The following is a 17,296-nucleotide window of genomic DNA, read 5'->3' as shown; positions in this document are numbered from 1 at the left end:
CCGGGGTCAGTCCGCTTGCCCAGGCAATGCGGCTCGATCTTTGCCCATTGGGCGTCCGTCAGTACGTCACGATCCATCCATAGCGTGAATCACATCCGCACAACTTTGTGAATCCCCACAGACCCTAAAGCGAAATGCCGCCGGATTGGCCGCGATTCCGCGCGCGAATTGGATCGACAAGCAGGATTGGCGCGAAATGATCCCTATATGGGAGGGCGGCTATGCTAAGGCTCTCAACGACGCGGTGATCGCTGCTGGCCTGTATCCGCCGAAAGACTGGTAACCGAGCCACCGACTGCCTTCTCTCTGACTTTGTAAAAATTACGAGTGGCACAAACGCCGCGTGCGGATACCTCCAGCCGCTAGCGGCAGCGATGCCGCGCCCTCCTCCGCGATCGTCTCTTTCATCAATTCGAGGTCGGATACCGCATCCGCTGTGGCGTTGGCGACCAGCATTATGACGACCCGCCACGACCGGCTAGGCAGGCGCAACCCAAATCGAAAGCGCTGTCCACTGACTGCCTAAACGACGACGGCTTCCAGGAACGCGCATAATTCAATGAACGACCGATATCGGGACGCCAAGCCGACCCGCCGGTTTGCGCGACCCGAATGGCGGGTTTCAGCAAAAGCCGACGCTCACATCAACGGCGTTGAATGCCTTGAGCTGGTCGAGAGCGGCCCCCTCCTCTTAAAGCACGACGACCCACTTGTGGACTTTCACCGCGCCTTACTTACCGGCATCCCCGCTTCAGACATCCGTTTACATGGCCGTTCGGATCTCAACGTCGTGGCATCGGCTATGCCAATCGGCAACATCGCGACTTTTAGCGATCCCGGCTATTGCTCTCAAACGGCAACTTCTGTCGGGGCCGAACATTTCCCGCTTGATCGCATCCCTGGCAACGCGACACCCAATCGATGCGTATCGCGAGTGTGGGCGACCCGAAGATCCTAAGGCCACCCCCGCGGCAATTGTACAAAGTGCAGCGTGTTAGCTGGTCCTGCGCCTCTGAGGGGCTGACCGTACCGGTGTTTGCGCCCGCTGCCGCGTCTTGCGCACTGCCTTGGCAGGCGGGGGATCGCCCGCGGCGTCACCTGCGTGTGACCCCTGTGTCGGTCCGGACAAAACCTGCGTGGCGGCTTGCCCGCCGGGACCCGATTGTTCGGTCAAATCTACCCCATGCATCAAAGAGGGTGCCGTATCCTTAAGCACGGGAAGTGGCTCGGGAGTACCCACGATAGGGGCGGCCTGTTTCGACCAGTCCGCACCGGCCCGCTCGGCGCGCGTCAATTGGCGCAGTCGATCAATGCGTTCTTCAAGGGCAGATGCCATTGCATCGTCCTTAAAGCTGATTTGCATCGACCAACGGGTCGGATCGGTGGTGTTGAGCAGGGCGAACACGTCGCGGCGCGTCTCCACGTCGAGCTCTGCTAGGTCCAGTAAGAGATCCGCCTGCTTGGACAATGGCGAGGCGCAGGTCGTATCGTCGACACCCGGATTGATTTTGGAACGCAGGAGGGGGGCGACATTGGGCAAGCCATCTGCCGCGCGGCGCTTAATTGGCCGCGCGCCAAGTGCGTGCAACTCGGCGTTCACATTTTCGATCGTCTTGTCATAGGCGACAAAGCTGATCGCTTTGGTCTCCCACTTATCTGGTCGCTCGATCAGCCAGATCGGTGCGGGATCAGCAACCAGCACTGCCGTGCAGCGTTCCCGTAGAAGGTTCATCGCTTGACCCATAAGCGGCCGCGACCATTTTTCATGCGGCTTGCCTAATGTCGCAACGGCGATCCGCTCAGAGGCGAGTCCGGCCAAGGATCGTTTCGCTAGTGGGCCCATTGGCGCGAGCAGGACGACGTCCAGTCCCGCGGCCGCAAATAGCGACGCGATCTCTTCACTCACTTTGCCCTGATGCACGAGCGCCGGAACTATTCGCGGCTCTTGCTGCGACAAAGCAGTCGCAATCGAAGTGAGTGCACTCACTTCGCGTTCGCCAGGATTGCGCGAGGCGAACACCGCGAGCCAGCTTTGCGCCGCCAATGCAGACGCCGCGCCCTTGGTAAATAGCTCGCGGCCCGCGAGCGACATGCGTCCGAAGCCTAATTCCTTGGCAGCCAGAACGTCGCCATGGGCGACTTCGGCTGGCGGCTTGCGCCCGGCCTTGCGGGAGTCCGCCGGTGCATAGACTTGGATCTTGGCGTCAAGGCCGTCGAGCTTTTCGCTGATCATGGCCGAAACCCGCGTCCAATCCAGGCCGCCATGTCCGCAGCCGAGCGCAGGAAGCGCCACGCTCACGGCGCCAAGCGGCTTCAGAAAAGCCCGGAACGCATCGAGGCCGGCATCGATATCCTCGTAGCGCGACGGCTCGCGCCAATCCCTTTTGGTCGGGAAATTTACGACCCAGTCGCCACCGAGCTCGCGCCATTCGGTGAGTCGGCCGGGCCGGATCTCGCCGCGTTTGCAAGCAAGCCTATATTCTTCGAACATGGTCGGGTAGCGTTGCTTGAACGCCAGCGCGATGCCGGCACCCATGACGCCGACGCAATTCACTGTGTTCACCCGAATGTCCGCGTCTCGCGCGAACATGTCGCCCTGCGTCATTTCGATCATGATAAACCGTCTATCACACTTTGGCCCGGATCGCCGCAGCACATCGCTGACGCAGGCCGGCTGATTGGAGCGTGAAGGTTATGTTCCATGCCTCCTGCAGTGCGCTTGCATCCGCCTGACCGATAGCGATCAGCATATCGAGATCGGTCTCGTCATCGAGAATATCGATGAGCTGCTGCTCGTCTCGATTTCGGCCGAGTATGTCGCCGACGAGATCATGATAGCATACAAGCTTCATCAGTCTTCGGACAGCTTGCGGTGAAATCCACCCAACCTGTCTGGTCAGGATATCCACCATCATCGGCATTGCCCCGACCGGATGATTAGTGTCGACCCTCTGCACGCCATTGTTGAAAGCCCAGCGCGCCTTTGGACCTTTGCCTATATCGTGCAGATAGGCGGCGAGCTCGACGAGGGTCTGATGCTCGCCGCTGAGCGCCCGGAACCCGGGAAGCTGCAAGAGTTTGTCGACGACCTCGCAGGTGTGGATGTCGACGGTGTGCTTGTGCATGCCATTGTCGGAGGCGAGGCCAACGAGCTCGGCGGTCTGCGGAACGCACCCGAAATTGGCCCGGAGGGCAGCAAGCAGATCCTCGGGCCGCGCGTAGGGCGGGGCCGGTCGCGCCGCCCCGCGTGCCGCTTCAACCGAGGCGCAGGCCGCCTCGAAGCGCTCAGCAATCTCGTTCGGTCCAAACACGGCGCTAATCCCGCTATTATCGAACGCGCGGATGTAATGCTGCCGCTGGTATCTATCCTCCAGGGTTATCGGGGGCTGATTCAAGCCGGCTTCTGCTACCATGACGCCGATGCGGTGCCGTGCGTTCGCGTCGAAGCCGATAATTCGGACCGCATCCGTCAACGGTAACGCGGTATGGACCAGCGCTTCTGCCATGCGCCGATTCTTTCGGTTCGGATCCCTCTCGCTCCAAGTTCGCGCATCGATCGCCCCCCAGTCGAGTTGGCCAAGCTGTACCGGATCGGTATAGAAGCCGGGAGGCAGATCGGTATTGGCCCCGGCGTCGGTGAACACGACCGATGGACGCAGCAGAAGCGAAATCGGGAATTCAAAATAGACGATGTCACGCTGATCGACGTTCTTCGACAGCAACACCATGAGCAGCATCGGACTGAGCGAACCGAAATAGAGCGGCACATAATCGTGGACACGGCCGCCCGGGCCACACGGTACGACCATGGCCGCACGGCGCGCCTGGATGGTCGCAGCGGCGATAGACCTGCGGTGCGCTGGGAATGCCGGATGGTTGTTCGCCAAGAACCCAGTTCTTAGCAGCCCGGGAAGATTATCGATATGAGTGAAATGGTACAAGTGGCGGTGTACATGCTCGACAGGTATCGGCACAGTATGTAAAGCTCCGACGAATGCCAGGCAAGAACGCCTCAGCTTCGCTCATGACAGGGATGGGCTGGTCGATCATATGTCTGAGTCGTGCCCGATCAAGACGCTTGGGCCTCGCTGTGGTGGAAAATGTTCGGCACGGGGCGTTAAAAAGACGGTTAGGCGCACTTGCATTGAGAGATTGGTGAGATTTGTACTGATTGATAGTCTATCGATCCGCAATTATCGTGATCGTTCGGTTGACGCGTCGTGAACGACCGCTTCTGTGACAATCAGCCGCTCGTGGTTCAGCCGGCGAACGGCCGACTTTGGTCGACAGCCGACAGGCAGCTTTTGGGAGATCGCGGTCGGAAAGCGGACACCGTAAGATTTGACCCCATCCCCCGTGGAAATCGGCCCGAGCGGGCTCCACACAGCGTCGGTCGATGCGGATGACAACTCCTTCCTCAGTGCGAACGCGCCAAACTATTATAAAATCGGTCGCAATTTTCGCAGCTACGGCGTCGCTTAGCGCCTCGCAGCTTGATCAAAAGTCGTCATGACGGATCAGCGCCAGCAACTCGCGAAACTCGTCGTTATCGTCACTCCCCTTCCAAAAATTGATAAAGCAGCAGACGATCTGAACATTGCCGTCGCTATAATGGCCCGCGCTGTCGATACGGTCGCACGATGGCGCCAGTCGCGGGTCGGCGCCACTATAGTCGAACGGGATGCCGGTGAGTGCACATCGGTCGCCCTGGACATCGGTGAGCCGCTCGAGCAACTTGCGCAGCGCATATTGGTCGAGATGCAGCTCCTTGTTCTTGACGGTGCGCAGAACGCTCTGGCCATTGGCGTCGCGCACGGTCTTCTCGACCGAGAGGATCATGGTGGCGATTGCCCGGTCACGCGCGCCGAGCTTGCGACCCGGATCGACGCCGCGCGACCCTGACCTGTTCCCGGCGGGTCCGGTAGCGGTAACCAGCGGCAGTTTGACCAGCAGCCAGCATAAGGAATGGGCATCAATGAGATCGACATCGCCGAACCCTCCATGAGCTTCGAGCCGCGATCGCACGCCGGCAATGGCGTTCAAATAGCGCCGGTAATTGTCCCACGAACATTGGCCGCGCGTGACCAGGTCAATGCCGAGCTCGCGAAACGCCTCGTCGAAGCCGGTCGGCTGGATCGGCAGAAACCGGTCGCCGTCCTTCAGGTAGAAGAGATAGGCGAGAAGCGGATATTTGCGGTGCGTGAGGTCGGCGAGACGGTCGAAGACCAGACCCTCGTCCTCGCCGCCTGCGAACAGTCCGAACAGTGCGCCCTCGAGATCGCGGCGGGCCGCACCGCCATCAGCGGCTTCGAGAAGCGCGCGGTGATCACGGTTGGCGTGGCCGAAGCGGTTTTGCCAGAAGACGAGATTGTTTGCGAGATTGAGCCGGACATCCTGGATTTCGATTGCCGCGATGACATTGCGCAGGATCGCGCCCGCACCGATCGCTGCGTCAGTCCAGCTGGCAACATCGAGCAGCTCGAGCGCGCGGGCACGCAATCGCGGCTTGTAATCCTCCATCGTAGCCGCGACGCCCTCGGCGAAACCGGTGAAGGGACGACCCTTTTGCGCAACACGGACTTGGCCGAGGAAGCGCGCGGCACAGGCGTCGAAATTGCCGGCCGCCAAGCCGCCATTCAACCCGCTGTCTGACCATTGGTCACCGGAGACTCCGGGCGTTTGTGATGCGCCCTCGTTAGTGCCGACATCTTCAGGCGAGGTCACGAGGAAGCCGAGGTTGATGAGCCGCTTCGCGGCGTCGTTACGACCGCCGCTCAAATCGAGAGCGCCCAGCGCCTGGCCGTCTCCGCCCGGCGCCCATTTGTACGCGACCGCGGCGATCGCCTTGGAGGCGTAACGCCGGCCTTCGTGGACAACAAAATAGTCGCGCGCGCCGTTGAAACCGTAGCGTTCGAGAAACGCGGAGCGACCGATGTCGTCGAATTCCGCGATCGCGTTCAAGACGCCTGTGCGCGTGATGCCTCCCTTGGCGATAAGCCCCTCCTGTAATTCGACCTGACCCGGTCCGACCCGACCAACGTGAGATTAGCTAGGCTCGCCTCTCCGGCTGCGACCTGACCAACTTTAAGCTGGCTGGCGCTGCCCCGCCAATCCGGTTCTGTGCCGCGCACACGAAGTGAGCATGCCACCGACAATGCTGACCTGATCGAGCTGACCATGTTACGCAGACGTGGCCCGCCCGACCGCGTCCGTTCGGCAAGCCTGGTCCGGTCTGACCGAAACCCAGCCGGCCAAGCCTTACCCGCCTGACCCGGCCATACCCGCCCGTCCACGGACGATCGGCCAATCCAACGACGATCGTCTTAATCCGGCGACGGGCGGTCCGGCGGCCGCGGATCATTGCCTTTGGCTGCACCGCGCGCGGCGATGTCCGCCAACACAGTTGGGCCTCGCTCGGCCAGTTCGCGAAGCATGGTTGCAATCTGTCGCTCATTGGTGAGCATCGCATGGACTACAGGAGTCTCCTCGCCAATCACCGCAATCGCGAGCTTACGGCTTGTCTCATACGCCTCCCGCGTGTTGGCAGACCAAGCGCGCGTCGGATCGTCGATGTAACTGCGATACGCTTCTCCGAGTGTGAGGGCGTCATTAAGCTGGGTGATCGTGGGCCGCGATGGAGCGATCTCAACCAAACGCGCGGAGGGATCGTCGTTCAGCGGTCGGATGAGCGTTGCATCGACCGGCAGGCCCGCCATCGCGCGAGCATGTTCGATCTCCATTTCGATCCGCGCCACGACGCTCGGCAATCGACGCACGGCGACGGAGAGGCTGTCGGTGCGCAGCGAGCGCCAGATTTCGAGCCGATCCAAAAGCCGTTGAGCATCCACCGGAACGGTGTGGCGATAGTAGAGTTTCTGCCCGCGTCGAAGCACGCCACGGGGCAAATCCCGTAGCACCTTCCCGTAGCAAACGCTCTTCTCAACAGTGACGGTTTTCCGGGACTTTCCGGCTGACGATCGGCCACTTCCCCGTAGCAGTTTGTCGTAGCAAACGCCCTCCGGGGACCGTCTTTCCGACGATCCCCGAGCATTTTCAATGCTTTGAGAGTAGCTGGTGCCCAGAAGAGGACTCGAACCTCCACGACCTTGCGATCGCCAGCACCTGAAGCTGGTGCGTCTACCAATTCCGCCATCTGGGCACGGGGTAGGAGGGCGCCTCTACGGGGGGTCGTCGGGGGTGTCAACAACGTTGTTGCGAATAATTGCGGTCCTTGCCGTTTGCGCGGCGGAACGGCATGGGGTTCCCGCATTCGAACCGATCACCGCCCCGCGAAGCAGAAGGCAGGCACGATGAAGAACCAGTTGATCACGCTGTTCGGCGGTGGCGGCTTTGTCGGCCGCTATGTCGTGCAGGAATTGCTCAAGGCCGGCGCCCGCGTCCGCATCGCCCAGCGCGATCCGCGCCAGGCGCTCTATCTCAAGACGCAAGGTGGGCTGGGCCAGACGCAGTTCGTCGCCGCCGACCTGTCGAAGCCCGAAACGGTCGCGCGCGCGGTCGCCGGGTCGGACGGGGTCGTGAACCTCGTCGGCGTGCTGGCGGGCGACTTCGACAAGGTGCATGTCGCCGGTGCCCGCACGCTTGCACAGGCCGCGCAGGCGGCGGGTGCAAAGGCGTTCGTGCAGATTTCGGCGATCGGTGCCGATGCGGCCTCGCCCTCGGCCTATGGCCGCTCGAAGGCGGGTGGCGAGGAGGCAGTGCGACAGGCGTTTCCCGGTGCCACGATCCTGCGCCCCTCGATCGTGTTCGGGCGCGAGGACGGCTTCGTCAACCGCTTCGCCGGCATGATCGCGGGCGCGCCCGCGCTGATCGGTCGCCCGATCGTGCCGGTGATGGCGGCTTCGGCGAAGTTCCAGCCGGTCTATGTCGTCGATCTGGCGCAGGTGATCGTCAAGGCGCTCGGCGATCCCGAGCGCTTTGGCGGACAGACCTATGCGATCGGCGGCCCCGACGTGGTGACGATGGGCGAACTCAATCGCTGGATCGCGCAAGCGATCGGCCGCGACGTGCGCTTCCTTGACATTCCGAACGAACTGGGCGGCGTGATCGCGGCGATGCCGCTCACCCCGATCTCGAAGGATCAATGGGCGATGCTGTCGCAGGACAATGTCGTCGGCGACGGCGTTCCGGGAATCGAGGCGTTCGACCAGCGTCCGGTGCCGATGGCCACCGTTGCCCCCGACTGGCTGGTGCAATATCGCAAGAGCGGGCGCTTCGGTCGCATCGCCGAACTGAAGGGCGCGTAAGTGGAGTGGATCACCTATGTCGTCCTCGGCATCATCGAGGGACTGACCGAATTCCTGCCGGTGTCCTCGACCGGGCACCTGATCCTTGCGGGCGAGCTGTTCGGCTATACCGACGAAAGCTCGATCGTGTTCAAGATCGCGATCCAGTTGGGCGCGATCCTCGCGGTGCTCGTCGCCTATCGCGCGCGCTTCACCGGCGTGGCGCTGGGGCTGACCCGGCTCGACCCGCAGGCGATCGCCTTCACCCGCAACATCCTGATCGGCTTTCTGCCGGCGATGGTCGCGGGCGCGCTGTTCTATGATGCGATCCGCGCGGTGATGCAGAAGCCGGTGATCGTCGCCGTCGCGCTGATCGTCGGCGGCGTCGTGATCCTGCTGATCGAACGGATGGTGAAGCGGGTGCGCATCCACGCGGTCGAGGACATGAGCGTCGGCAACGCCATCTCGGTCGGCGCGATGCAGTGTATCGCGATGCTGCCGGGCGTCAGCCGTTCGGGCGCGACGATCATGGGCGCGCTGCTGCTCGGTGTCGAACGGCGGACGGCGGCGGAGTTCAGCTTCTTCCTCGCCGTGCCGACGATGATCGGCGCGACCGCCTATTCGCTCTACAAGGATCGCGCGCTGCTGACGCTCGACGATCTGGCGGGAATCGCGATCGGGTTCGGCGCGGCGTTCGTCGTGGCGCTGCTGGTGGTCAAGGGTTTCGTCAGGATCGTCGGCCGTTTCGGGTTCGCGCCGTTCGCATGGTATCGGATCGTCGCCGGCAGCATGGCATTGATCTGGTTACTGGCACGATAGGGCCGGATCGGCCTCAACGATATGACGAACGGTTCTGAAAATTCTGCAAACCGTTCGCATTAAGATAAATGGGACATCAAGACTGACCTATAGGTAGTTTGTTGCGTGACTCTGTTGCCCGAATATGCTTTTCGGACGATCGGAGGGCACCATGGCCGATCAAGCAATGTTGAAGTTCGTCGCGCGTCCGCAGGCCTATCCGGCCAAGCGCGAAGCCGAATTGCGCGCGGACGACTTTCGCGAAATCGCCGAGCGCTATGCGCCGCCGGCGGCCGAGGATCAGGCCGGGCGCTGCTCGCAATGCGGCGTGCCCTATTGTTCGGTGCATTGCCCGCTGCACAACCATATTCCCGACTGGCTGCGCCTGACCGCCGAAGGGCGGTTGCAGGAGGCGTATCAGCTTTCCAACAGCACCTCGACCATGCCCGAGATCTGCGGCCGCATCTGCCCGCAGGACCGGCTGTGCGAGGGTAATTGCGTCATCGAATTTTCGGGCCACGGCGCGGTCACGATCGGATCGGTCGAGAAGTTCATCACAGACACCGCCTGGGAAAACGGCTGGGTCGAACCCGTAGCGGTCGGCCCGGCGCGCGGCCAGTCGGTCGGGATCGTCGGCGCGGGGCCGGCGGGCCTGTCGGCGGCGGAATGGCTTCGCAACCTCGGCTATGACGTCCATGTCTATGATCGCTACGACCGCGCGGGCGGGTTGCTGACCTATGGCATCCCCGGCTTCAAGCTGGAGAAGCCGGTGGTGATGCGCCGCGTCGAGCGGCTGAAGGAAGGCGGCATTGTCTTTCACGAAGGCTTCGAGGTCGGCCGCGACGCGACGCTCGACCAGTTGCGCCAGCAGCATGATGCGGTGCTGATCGCCACCGGCGTCTACAAGCCGCGTGCGATCAAGGCACCCGGCGTCGGCAGCGGCGGCGTGGTTGACGCGCTCGACTATCTGACCACGTCGAACAAGATCGGCTTCGGCGACACCGTGCCGGCCTATGACGACGGATCGCTCAACGCCGCGGGCAAGAACGTCGTCGTGGTGGGCGGCGGCGATACTGCGATGGACTGCGTCCGCACCGCGATCCGCCAAGGGGCGAAGTCGGTGAAATGCCTCTACCGCCGCGACCGCGCCAACATGCCCGGATCGCAGCGCGAAGTCGCCAATGCCGAGGAAGAGGGCGTCGAGTTCGTCTGGCTCTCCGCCCCCGCCGCCTTCGACGACCGCGACGGACAGGTGGTGCAGGTCCGCGCGACGGGCATGCGCCTCGGCGCGCCCGATGCCTCGGGCCGCCGCGCCCCGGAAACCGATCCGGGCAATGAATTCCTGCTCGACGCCGATCTGGTGGTGAAGGCGCTGGGCTTCGATGCCGAGGACCTGCCGACGCTGTTCGACGCGCCCGAACTGGGCGTGACGCGCTGGGGCACGGTCCGCGTCGACGGCAAGTCGATGATGACCTCGCTCGACGGCGTGTTTGCCGCCGGTGACATCGTGCGCGGTGCGTCGCTGGTAGTCTGGGCGATCCGCGACGGCCGCGACGTGACCGAGCGGATGCACACCTATCTGAAAGCGAAGGCCAAGGCGGCGAGGGTGGCGGCGTGATCGCTGCGCTAGCGCTGTTGCTGGTGCAGGCGCCGACCGCCGCTCCGCCCCCCACTCTCGCCACGACCGCCAAGGTTTCGGCCGAAGCGCTTGCTTTTGCCGAGGCCTATGTCCCGGCCGAAATGACGACACGTAATGCCGTCGCTGCGTTTCGTACCGAGGGGAGAAAGGCGCTGGCGCAACAGCCCACGATCACCACGCTGGAACAGCGCAGTCCTGGTGCGCGGGCCAAGCTGCTCGATGCCGGTGCCGTCGTGGTCGAGCAGACCTATCGTGACGGACTGCCGGTATTGCAGCAGCGGATTGCGGCAGTCGCTGCCGCCGACCTGTCGCCCGCCGACCTGAGCGAAGTTACCCGGTTCCTGCGATCGCCGACGGGAAGGGCGCTGCAAGGGGCGGTCGCCGCCAATGTCGATACTGCCAAGATCGCGGCCGCTGGGCAGGCTAACGGACATCTGACGACCAGCGACGTGACCGGTGCGATCGATATGGCCGGATCGTTGCGGGCGATGACCCCGGCACAGATCGCCGAGCTCGCGCGCTTCGGTGCGACCGCTACCGGCCGTCGTTTCCAGTTGGCAGTTCCCAAGCTGCAGGCAGCGATCACCGCCGAAACCAACACGCTCGCACAGGCGATCACCCCAGCGGTGGCCGAGGCGATGATGATGACGATGCGGTCGATGGCCGCCCCCGTGAAGGGAAAGTAAGATGACCCTCGAAACCGAACGCCTCCGCCTTGCCACCGAAGGCATGTACCGCCCGGAATATGAAGGCGACGCCTGCGGTGTCGGCCTCGTCGCCGCGACCGATGGCAAGCCGTCGCGCCGCGTCGTCCAGTCGGCGATCGATGCGTTGCGCGCCGTATGGCATCGCGGCGCGGTCGATGCCGATGGCAAGACCGGCGACGGCGCCGGCATCCATGTCGACCTGCCGCACCGCTTCTTCGACGATGCGATCGCCGGGTCGGGGCACAAGCCGATGCACGCCCGCCTCGCGGTCGGCATGGTGTTCATGCCGCGCACCGACCTTGGCGCGCAGGAGACGTGCCGCACGCTCGTCGAATCGGAGATCATCGAGGCCGGCTGGTCGATCTATGGCTGGCGGCAGGTGCCGGTCGACGTGTCGGTCATCGGCATGAAGGCGCAGGCGACCCGGCCCGAGATCGAGCAGATCATGATCGCCGGCCCCGCGCCGGAAGACATGGACGAGGCCGAGTTCGAGAAGCATCTGTATCTCGTGCGCCGCCGGATCGAGAAGCGGATCATCGCCGCGCAGATCACCGGCTTCTACTTCTGTTCGCTGTCGTGCCGCTCGATCATCTACAAGGGGCTGTTCCTCGCCGAATCGCTGTCGGACTTCTACCCCGACCTGAACGACGAACGCTTCGAATCGCGCGTCGCGATCTTTCACCAGCGCTATTCGACCAACACCTTTCCGCAATGGTGGCTGGCGCAGCCGTTCCGCTGCCTCGCGCACAATGGCGAGGTCAACACGATCCGCGGCAACAAGAACTGGATGCTTAGCCACGAGATCAAGATGGCGAGCATCGCGTTCGGCGAGCGCTCCGAGGACATCAAGCCGGTGATCCCGGCGGGCGCGTCGGACACGGCGGCGCTGGATGCAGTGTTCGAGACGATCTGCCGGTCGGGCCGCGACGCGCCGACCGCCAAGCTGATGCTGGTGCCCGAGGCGTGGCAGGGTGCCGCCGACATGCCGCCGGCGCATACCGCGATGTATGATTATCTCGCGAGCGTCATGGAGCCGTGGGACGGTCCCGCCGCGCTCGCGATGACCGACGGCCGCTGGGCGGTCGCCGGGCTGGATCGCAACGCGCTGCGCCCGTTGCGCTATACCATCACCGGCGACGGGCTGCTGATCGTCGGGTCGGAAGCGGGCATGGTGCCGGTGTCCGAATCGACGGTGGTCGAGAAGGGTCGCCTCGGGCCGGGCGAAATGCTCGCGGTCGACCTGACCGAAGGCAAACTCTACAAGGACCGCGCGATCAAGGACAAGATCGCGGGCGAGGCGGACTATGCCGCCATGACCGCCAAGTTCCTGACGATCGGGGATCTTCCCGCCGCCACTGCCGAGCCGTTGCGCTACGACCGTGCCGAGCTGGCGCGGCGGCAGGTGTGTGCCGGGCAGACGCTGGAGGACATGGAGCTGATCCTGTCGCCGATGGTCGAAGGGGCCAAGGAAGCGATCGGATCGATGGGCGACGACACGCCGCTGGCGGTCATTTCCGACAAGCCGCGGCTCATCAGCCATTTCTTCCGCCAGAATTTCTCGCAGGTGACGAACCCGCCGATCGATCCGCTGCGCGAGCGCTACGTCATGTCGCTCAAGACGCGCTTCGGCAACCTCGCCAACATCCTCGACACCGGCGACCGGTCGAGCAAGGTGCTGGTCCTCGACAGCCCGGTGCTGACCAACACCGACTGGCTGCGGCTCAAGAGCCATTTCGGCGCGCAGACGGCGGAGATCGACTGCACCTTCCCGGCGGGCGAAGGGCCGGAAGCGCTGCGTGCCGCCATCGCCCGCGTTCGTGCGCAGGCCGAACAGGCGGTGCGCGAAGGGCGCAGCGAGCTGTTCCTGACCGACGAGCATCTGGACGCGACCAAGGTCCCGATCGCCGGCGTGCTGGCGGCGGCGGCGGTGCATACGCATCTGGTGCGCAAGGGGCTGCGGTCCTATGCGTCGATCAACGTGCGCTCGTCGGAGTGTCTCGACACCCATTATTATGCGGTGCTGATCGGCGTCGGCGCGACCACGGTGAACGCCTATCTGGCCGAAGCGGCGATCGCCGATCGCCATGCGCGCGGGCTGTTCGGCGAAATCTCGATTGACGAGGCGCTCAAGCGCCACCGTACCGCGATCGACGAGGGGCTGCTCAAGATCATGTCGAAGATGGGGATCGCGGTGATCTCCAGCTATCGCGGCGGCTATAACTTCGAGGCGGTGGGCCTCAGCCGCGCGCTGGTCAACGACTTCTTCCCCGGCATGCCCGCCAAGATTTCGGGCGAGGGCTATCATTCGCTCCACGTCAACGCGACGCAGCGGCATGACGCGGCGTTCGACAGTGCCGTCGTGAACCTGCCGATCGGCGGCTTCTATCGCCAGCGCAACGGTGGCGAGGCGCATGCCTATTCGGCGCAGCTCATGCACCTGTTGCAGACCGCGGTCGCGACCGACAGCTATTCGACCTATATGCAGTTCTCGCGCGGGGTGCGCGACCTGCCGCCGGTCTATCTGCGCGACGTGCTCGAGTTCAACTTCCCCGAGACCGGCGTGGCGATCGATCAGGTCGAGGCGATCACCGAAATCCGCAAGCGGTTCGTGACGCCGGGCATGTCCTTGGGCGCGCTGTCGCCGGAAGCGCACGAGACGCTGGCGATCGCGATGAATCGCATCGGCGCCAAGGCGGTGTCGGGCGAGGGCGGCGAGGATTCGATCCGCTATCAGCCGTACGAGAATGGCGACAACGGCAATTCGGTCATCAAGCAGGTGGCGTCGGGCCGCTTCGGCGTCACCGCCGAATATCTCAACGCCTGCGACGAGATCGAGATCAAGGTCGCGCAGGGGGCCAAGCCCGGCGAGGGCGGGCAGTTGCCCGGGTTCAAGGTGACCGAGTTCATCGCCAAGCTGCGCCATGCGACGCCGGGCGTTACGCTCATCTCGCCGCCGCCGCACCACGACATCTATTCGATCGAGGATCTGGCGCAGCTCATCTACGACCTCAAGCAGATTAATCCCAAGGCGCGGGTCTGCGTGAAGCTCGTCAGCTCGGCGGGCATCGGCACCGTCGCGGCGGGCGTGGCGAAGGCGCATGCCGACGTCATCCTCGTGTCGGGCCATGTCGGCGGCACCGGGGCCAGCCCACAAACGTCGATCAAATACGCCGGTACGCCGTGGGAAATGGGCCTGTCGGAAGTCAACCAGACGCTAACGCTCAACGGCCTGCGCGGGCGGGTGGTGCTGCGCACCGACGGCGGGCTCAAGACCGGGCGCGACATCGTCGCTGCCGCGATCCTCGGGGCCGAGGAGTTCGGCATCGGCACGCTGTCGCTGGTGGCGATGGGCTGCATCATGGTGCGCCAGTGCCATAGCAACACCTGTCCGGTCGGCGTGTGCGTGCAGGACGAGCGGCTGCGCGCCAAGTTCACCGGCACGCCCGAAAAGGTCATCAACCTGATGACCTTCATCGCCGAGGAAGTGCGCGAGATATTGTCGCGGCTCGGCGTGCGGTCGCTGAACGAGGTGGTCGGGCGGACCGAGTTCCTGCGGCAGGTCAGCCGCGGGGCCGAGCATCTCGACGATCTCGACCTCAACCCGATCTTGGCGAAGGTCGATGCCGAGGAGAGCGAGCGGCGCTTCAGCCTGTCGACGTTCCGCAATGCCGTGCCCGACAGCCTCGATGCGCAGATGATAAAGGATGCGGCGGCGGTGTTCTCGCGCGGCGAGAAGATGCAGCTCACCTATTCGGTGCGCAACACCCACCGCGCGGTCGGCACCCGGCTGTCCTCCGAGATCACCCGGACGTTCGGCATGTCGAAGCTGGCCGACGGGCATGTCACGGTGCGGCTGCGTGGGTCGGCGGGGCAGAGCCTCGGCGCGTTCCTGTGCAAGGGGTTGAAGCTGGAGGTGTTCGGCGACGCCAACGACTATGTCGGCAAGGGGCTGTCGGGCGGTACGATCGTGGTGCGGCCGATGGTGTCGTCGCCCTTACGCAGTCACGAGAACACGATCCTCGGCAACACCGTCCTCTATGGCGCGACCAGTGGCAAGCTGTTCGCGGCGGGGCAGGCGGGCGAGCGCTTCGCGGTGCGCAATTCGGGCGCGACCGTGGTGGTCGAGGGCTGCGGCGCCAATGGCTGCGAATATATGACCGGCGGCGTCGCGGTGGTGCTGGGGCGGACCGGCACGAACTTCGGCGCGGGCATGACCGGCGGCATGGCGTTCGTCTATGACCATGACGCAAGCTTCGAGCGCCATCACAACCCGGAGAGCATCACGCTCCACCGGCTGGGATCGGCGCATTGGGAAGCGAGCCTGCGCGACCTGATCGAACAGCACCACAAGGCGACCGACAGCCGCTGGTCGGGTGCGATCCTCGAGGATTGGGAGCGGACGAAGGGCCGCTTCTGGCAGGTGGTGCCGAAGGAAATGCTGACCCGCCTGGCGCACCCGTTGCGCGACGATGCCGGCGAACCCGGTCAGGCGGTCGCGGCGGCCTGAGGCCTGCTCCGGCATCCCTTCCCAACGGAAGGGATGCCGGTCCGGGCGCTAGACGGGATCGACATTCAGCATTTCCGGTCAGTCTTCGTCATTTTCGGCCGAAACAGCTACCCCTTTCGTCACCCCGGACTTGTTCCGGGGTCCACGGCTCTGCGATCGGTGCGCCTTGAGGCTTTATCGACAGCGTTTGGGGCCAGGTGGACCCCGGAACAAGTCCGGGGTGACGATGGGAGCGTGAAGGTCGATCCGGTCTATACCGGACGGCGGTTCGGTGCGCGGCTGCTGAGGCGGGTGTTGGGCTGCATCGTTTCGGGTTCGCGGCTGATCCGGCCGCGCAGCCACAGGCCGGCCCATGCCGCGATGCCGATCGCGGCGCAGATCAGTTCGTCGGGCGATCCGATCTCGTTCAGGCGGAGATGCGTCGCGATCGCGCCACCGACGAAGCCGGTGATGAGGATCGCGCCGATCACCGCCGTCTGCGGAATGGCATAGAGCAGCGCGCACAGGAGCGCGATGCTGCCGACCACCGGGGCCATCTCCATCGGCCAGCCGCTGCGGATCATCTCCTGGGCGACCAGCGCGGGCTGGAACAATTGGACCGCCCCATCGACCAGCAGCAGCACCACGACGGTCGCGCTGAGCAACTGGCCGATACGACGGGACACGGAAGCGGCAGGCATGGGGATACTCTCCACAGGGCGGGCGATGGTTGCATACGCATGGCCGGTGCGACCCACTTCGCCGCCCCCCGGAGACATCGACGGCATTGGGCCGCTCGACACACCGCGCTATCCTATCCATTCATCCTATCGGATGTCGAGCGTCGCCGTACCGCCGCCCAGCCAAATGCCGCATAAACGCACAGCGCCGGCCAGCCGCCGTCGGTGGCGTGGAGATAGGCGACGCCGATCGCGATCAGCAGCACCGCCACCACGCCTGCGATCCGTACCGGCAGACGGGTGACGAGCAGGGCGACGCCGACCAGCGTCGCCAGCAACGCCTGTACCCCGAGCCAGCCGTAGGACGCGCCGGCCCCGATCGATCCGATGCCGGGCAGCTTGACCGTCGCGAAGCCGCGCATCGCATTGGGGAACACGTCGGCCGCCAGATGCAGCCCGATGCCGATCGCGAGGCCGCCCAGCACCGGCCGCCAGTTGCGCACGATGAAGGCGAGCAGCAACGGCAGCAGCGAATGGGTGAGGCCGCTGCGATGGCCGAGCGGCAGCAGCAGGTCGAGATCGGGCAGCGTCGTGCCCGCCACCCCCGCCAGCACCGCCGCCACCCCCTCCATCCACGGCCGCGTGGCGAAGCGCGCGACCAGCAGCCCCGCGCCCAGCCACAGCAGCGATACGAGCAAACCCATCGAACCCCCTTCCACCGAGCAATCGCCCCGCCTAACACG

General features: G+C 64.3%; 12 protein-coding genes and 1 tRNA gene. 6 read left to right on the top strand and 7 right to left on the bottom strand.

The features are described from left to right. Window positions 1-559: 559 nt before the first annotated feature. Entirely contained in the window at window positions 560-958 is a 399-nt protein-coding gene (locus tag LRA89_RS19630) for a hypothetical protein (RefSeq protein WP_230772681.1), read from the top strand. A gap of 36 nt (window positions 959-994) precedes the next feature. Here the strand turns inward: LRA89_RS19630 and LRA89_RS19625 are convergent, their stop codons facing one another. The 5 genes from LRA89_RS19625 to LRA89_RS19605 form a co-directional block, all read right to left on the bottom strand. Then, window positions 995-2,614 (bottom strand): macro domain-containing protein, encoded by a 1,620-nt coding sequence (locus tag LRA89_RS19625; RefSeq protein WP_230772680.1) that lies wholly within the window; start codon window positions 2,612-2,614, stop codon window positions 995-997. A 13-nt stretch (window positions 2,615-2,627) separates the two neighbouring features. After that, entirely contained in the window at window positions 2,628-3,974 is a 1,347-nt protein-coding gene (locus LRA89_RS19620) for a DUF4433 domain-containing protein (RefSeq protein ID WP_268934953.1), read from the bottom strand. A 523-nt stretch (window positions 3,975-4,497) separates the two neighbouring features. After that, window positions 4,498-5,961, bottom strand: coding sequence for a hypothetical protein (locus tag LRA89_RS19615; protein ID WP_230772677.1), 1,464 nt, complete (start codon window positions 5,959-5,961; stop codon window positions 4,498-4,500). Between the two features lie 362 nt (window positions 5,962-6,323). After that, on the bottom strand, window positions 6,324-6,905 hold the full coding sequence (locus LRA89_RS19610) for a DUF6538 domain-containing protein (protein ID WP_230772675.1): 582 nt from the start codon (window positions 6,903-6,905) through the stop codon (window positions 6,324-6,326). Window positions 6,906-7,072: 167 nt separating this feature from the next. Further along, a tRNA-Leu gene (locus LRA89_RS19605) sits at window positions 7,073-7,159 on the bottom strand. Window positions 7,160-7,310: 151 nt separating this feature from the next. Between LRA89_RS19605 and LRA89_RS19600 the strand changes: the two genes are divergently transcribed. The 5 genes from LRA89_RS19600 to gltB all read left to right on the top strand — a co-directional run bounded on the left by LRA89_RS19600 (window position 7,311) and on the right by gltB (window position 15,894). After that, window positions 7,311-8,264 carry a complex I NDUFA9 subunit family protein gene (locus LRA89_RS19600; protein ID WP_230772673.1) on the top strand — a complete coding sequence of 318 codons (954 nt, stop codon included), beginning with the start codon at window positions 7,311-7,313 and terminating at the stop codon, window positions 8,262-8,264. After that, window positions 8,265-9,062, top strand: a complete 798-nt coding sequence (locus LRA89_RS19595) for an undecaprenyl-diphosphate phosphatase (RefSeq protein ID WP_230772670.1) — start codon at window positions 8,265-8,267, stop codon at window positions 9,060-9,062. It abuts the gene before it with no gap. Window positions 9,063-9,213: 151 nt separating this feature from the next. Then, window positions 9,214-10,659, top strand: coding sequence for an NAD(P)-dependent oxidoreductase (locus LRA89_RS19590; RefSeq protein WP_230772668.1), 1,446 nt, complete (start codon window positions 9,214-9,216; stop codon window positions 10,657-10,659). After that, entirely contained in the window at window positions 10,656-11,366 is a 711-nt protein-coding gene (locus LRA89_RS19585; RefSeq protein WP_230772666.1) for a hypothetical protein, read from the top strand. Before LRA89_RS19590 ends, LRA89_RS19585 begins: the two co-directional genes overlap by 4 nt. A 1-nt stretch (window position 11,367) precedes the next feature. Further along, window positions 11,368-15,894, top strand: a complete 4,527-nt coding sequence (gene gltB / locus LRA89_RS19580) for a glutamate synthase large subunit (RefSeq protein ID WP_230772665.1) — start codon at window positions 11,368-11,370, stop codon at window positions 15,892-15,894. Window positions 15,895-16,145: 251 nt separating this feature from the next. On the opposite strand, the gene LRA89_RS19575 is transcribed toward gltB, so the two are convergent. After that, the gene (locus tag LRA89_RS19575; RefSeq protein WP_230772664.1) at window positions 16,146-16,574 is read right to left on the bottom strand and encodes a DoxX family protein; all 429 of its coding nucleotides are present in this window, start codon (window positions 16,572-16,574) and stop codon (window positions 16,146-16,148) included. A gap of 113 nt (window positions 16,575-16,687) precedes the next feature. Continuing rightward, a complete protein-coding gene (locus LRA89_RS19570; protein ID WP_230772661.1) occupies window positions 16,688-17,257 on the bottom strand; it encodes a hypothetical protein in 570 nt (189 codons plus the stop codon). Window positions 17,258-17,296: the final 39 nt, after the last annotated feature.

Origin of the sequence: Sphingomonas sp. Leaf4 (assembly GCF_920939515.1) — a bacterium.
Lineage (GTDB): Bacteria > Pseudomonadota > Alphaproteobacteria > Sphingomonadales > Sphingomonadaceae > Sphingomonas.
The sequence above is the reverse complement of the archived record's forward strand: the minus strand, read 5'-3'. Positions and strand labels throughout refer to the sequence as shown.

Coding starts and splice junctions, on each gene's coding strand:
- LRA89_RS19575 (WP_230772664.1), bottom strand. CDS start 16,574: ATGCCTGCCGCTTCCGTGTCCCGTCGTATCGGCCAGTTGCTCAGCGCG.
- LRA89_RS19625 (WP_230772680.1), bottom strand. CDS start 2,614: ATGATCGAAATGACGCAGGGCGACATGTTCGCGCGAGACGCGGACATT.
- LRA89_RS19600 (WP_230772673.1), top strand. CDS start 7,311: ATGAAGAACCAGTTGATCACGCTGTTCGGCGGTGGCGGCTTTGTCGGC.
- LRA89_RS19630 (WP_230772681.1), top strand. CDS start 560: ATGAACGACCGATATCGGGACGCCAAGCCGACCCGCCGGTTTGCGCGA.
- LRA89_RS19570 (WP_230772661.1), bottom strand. CDS start 17,257: ATGGGTTTGCTCGTATCGCTGCTGTGGCTGGGCGCGGGGCTGCTGGTC.
- LRA89_RS19590 (WP_230772668.1), top strand. CDS start 9,214: ATGGCCGATCAAGCAATGTTGAAGTTCGTCGCGCGTCCGCAGGCCTAT.
- gltB (WP_230772665.1), top strand. CDS start 11,368: ATGACCCTCGAAACCGAACGCCTCCGCCTTGCCACCGAAGGCATGTAC.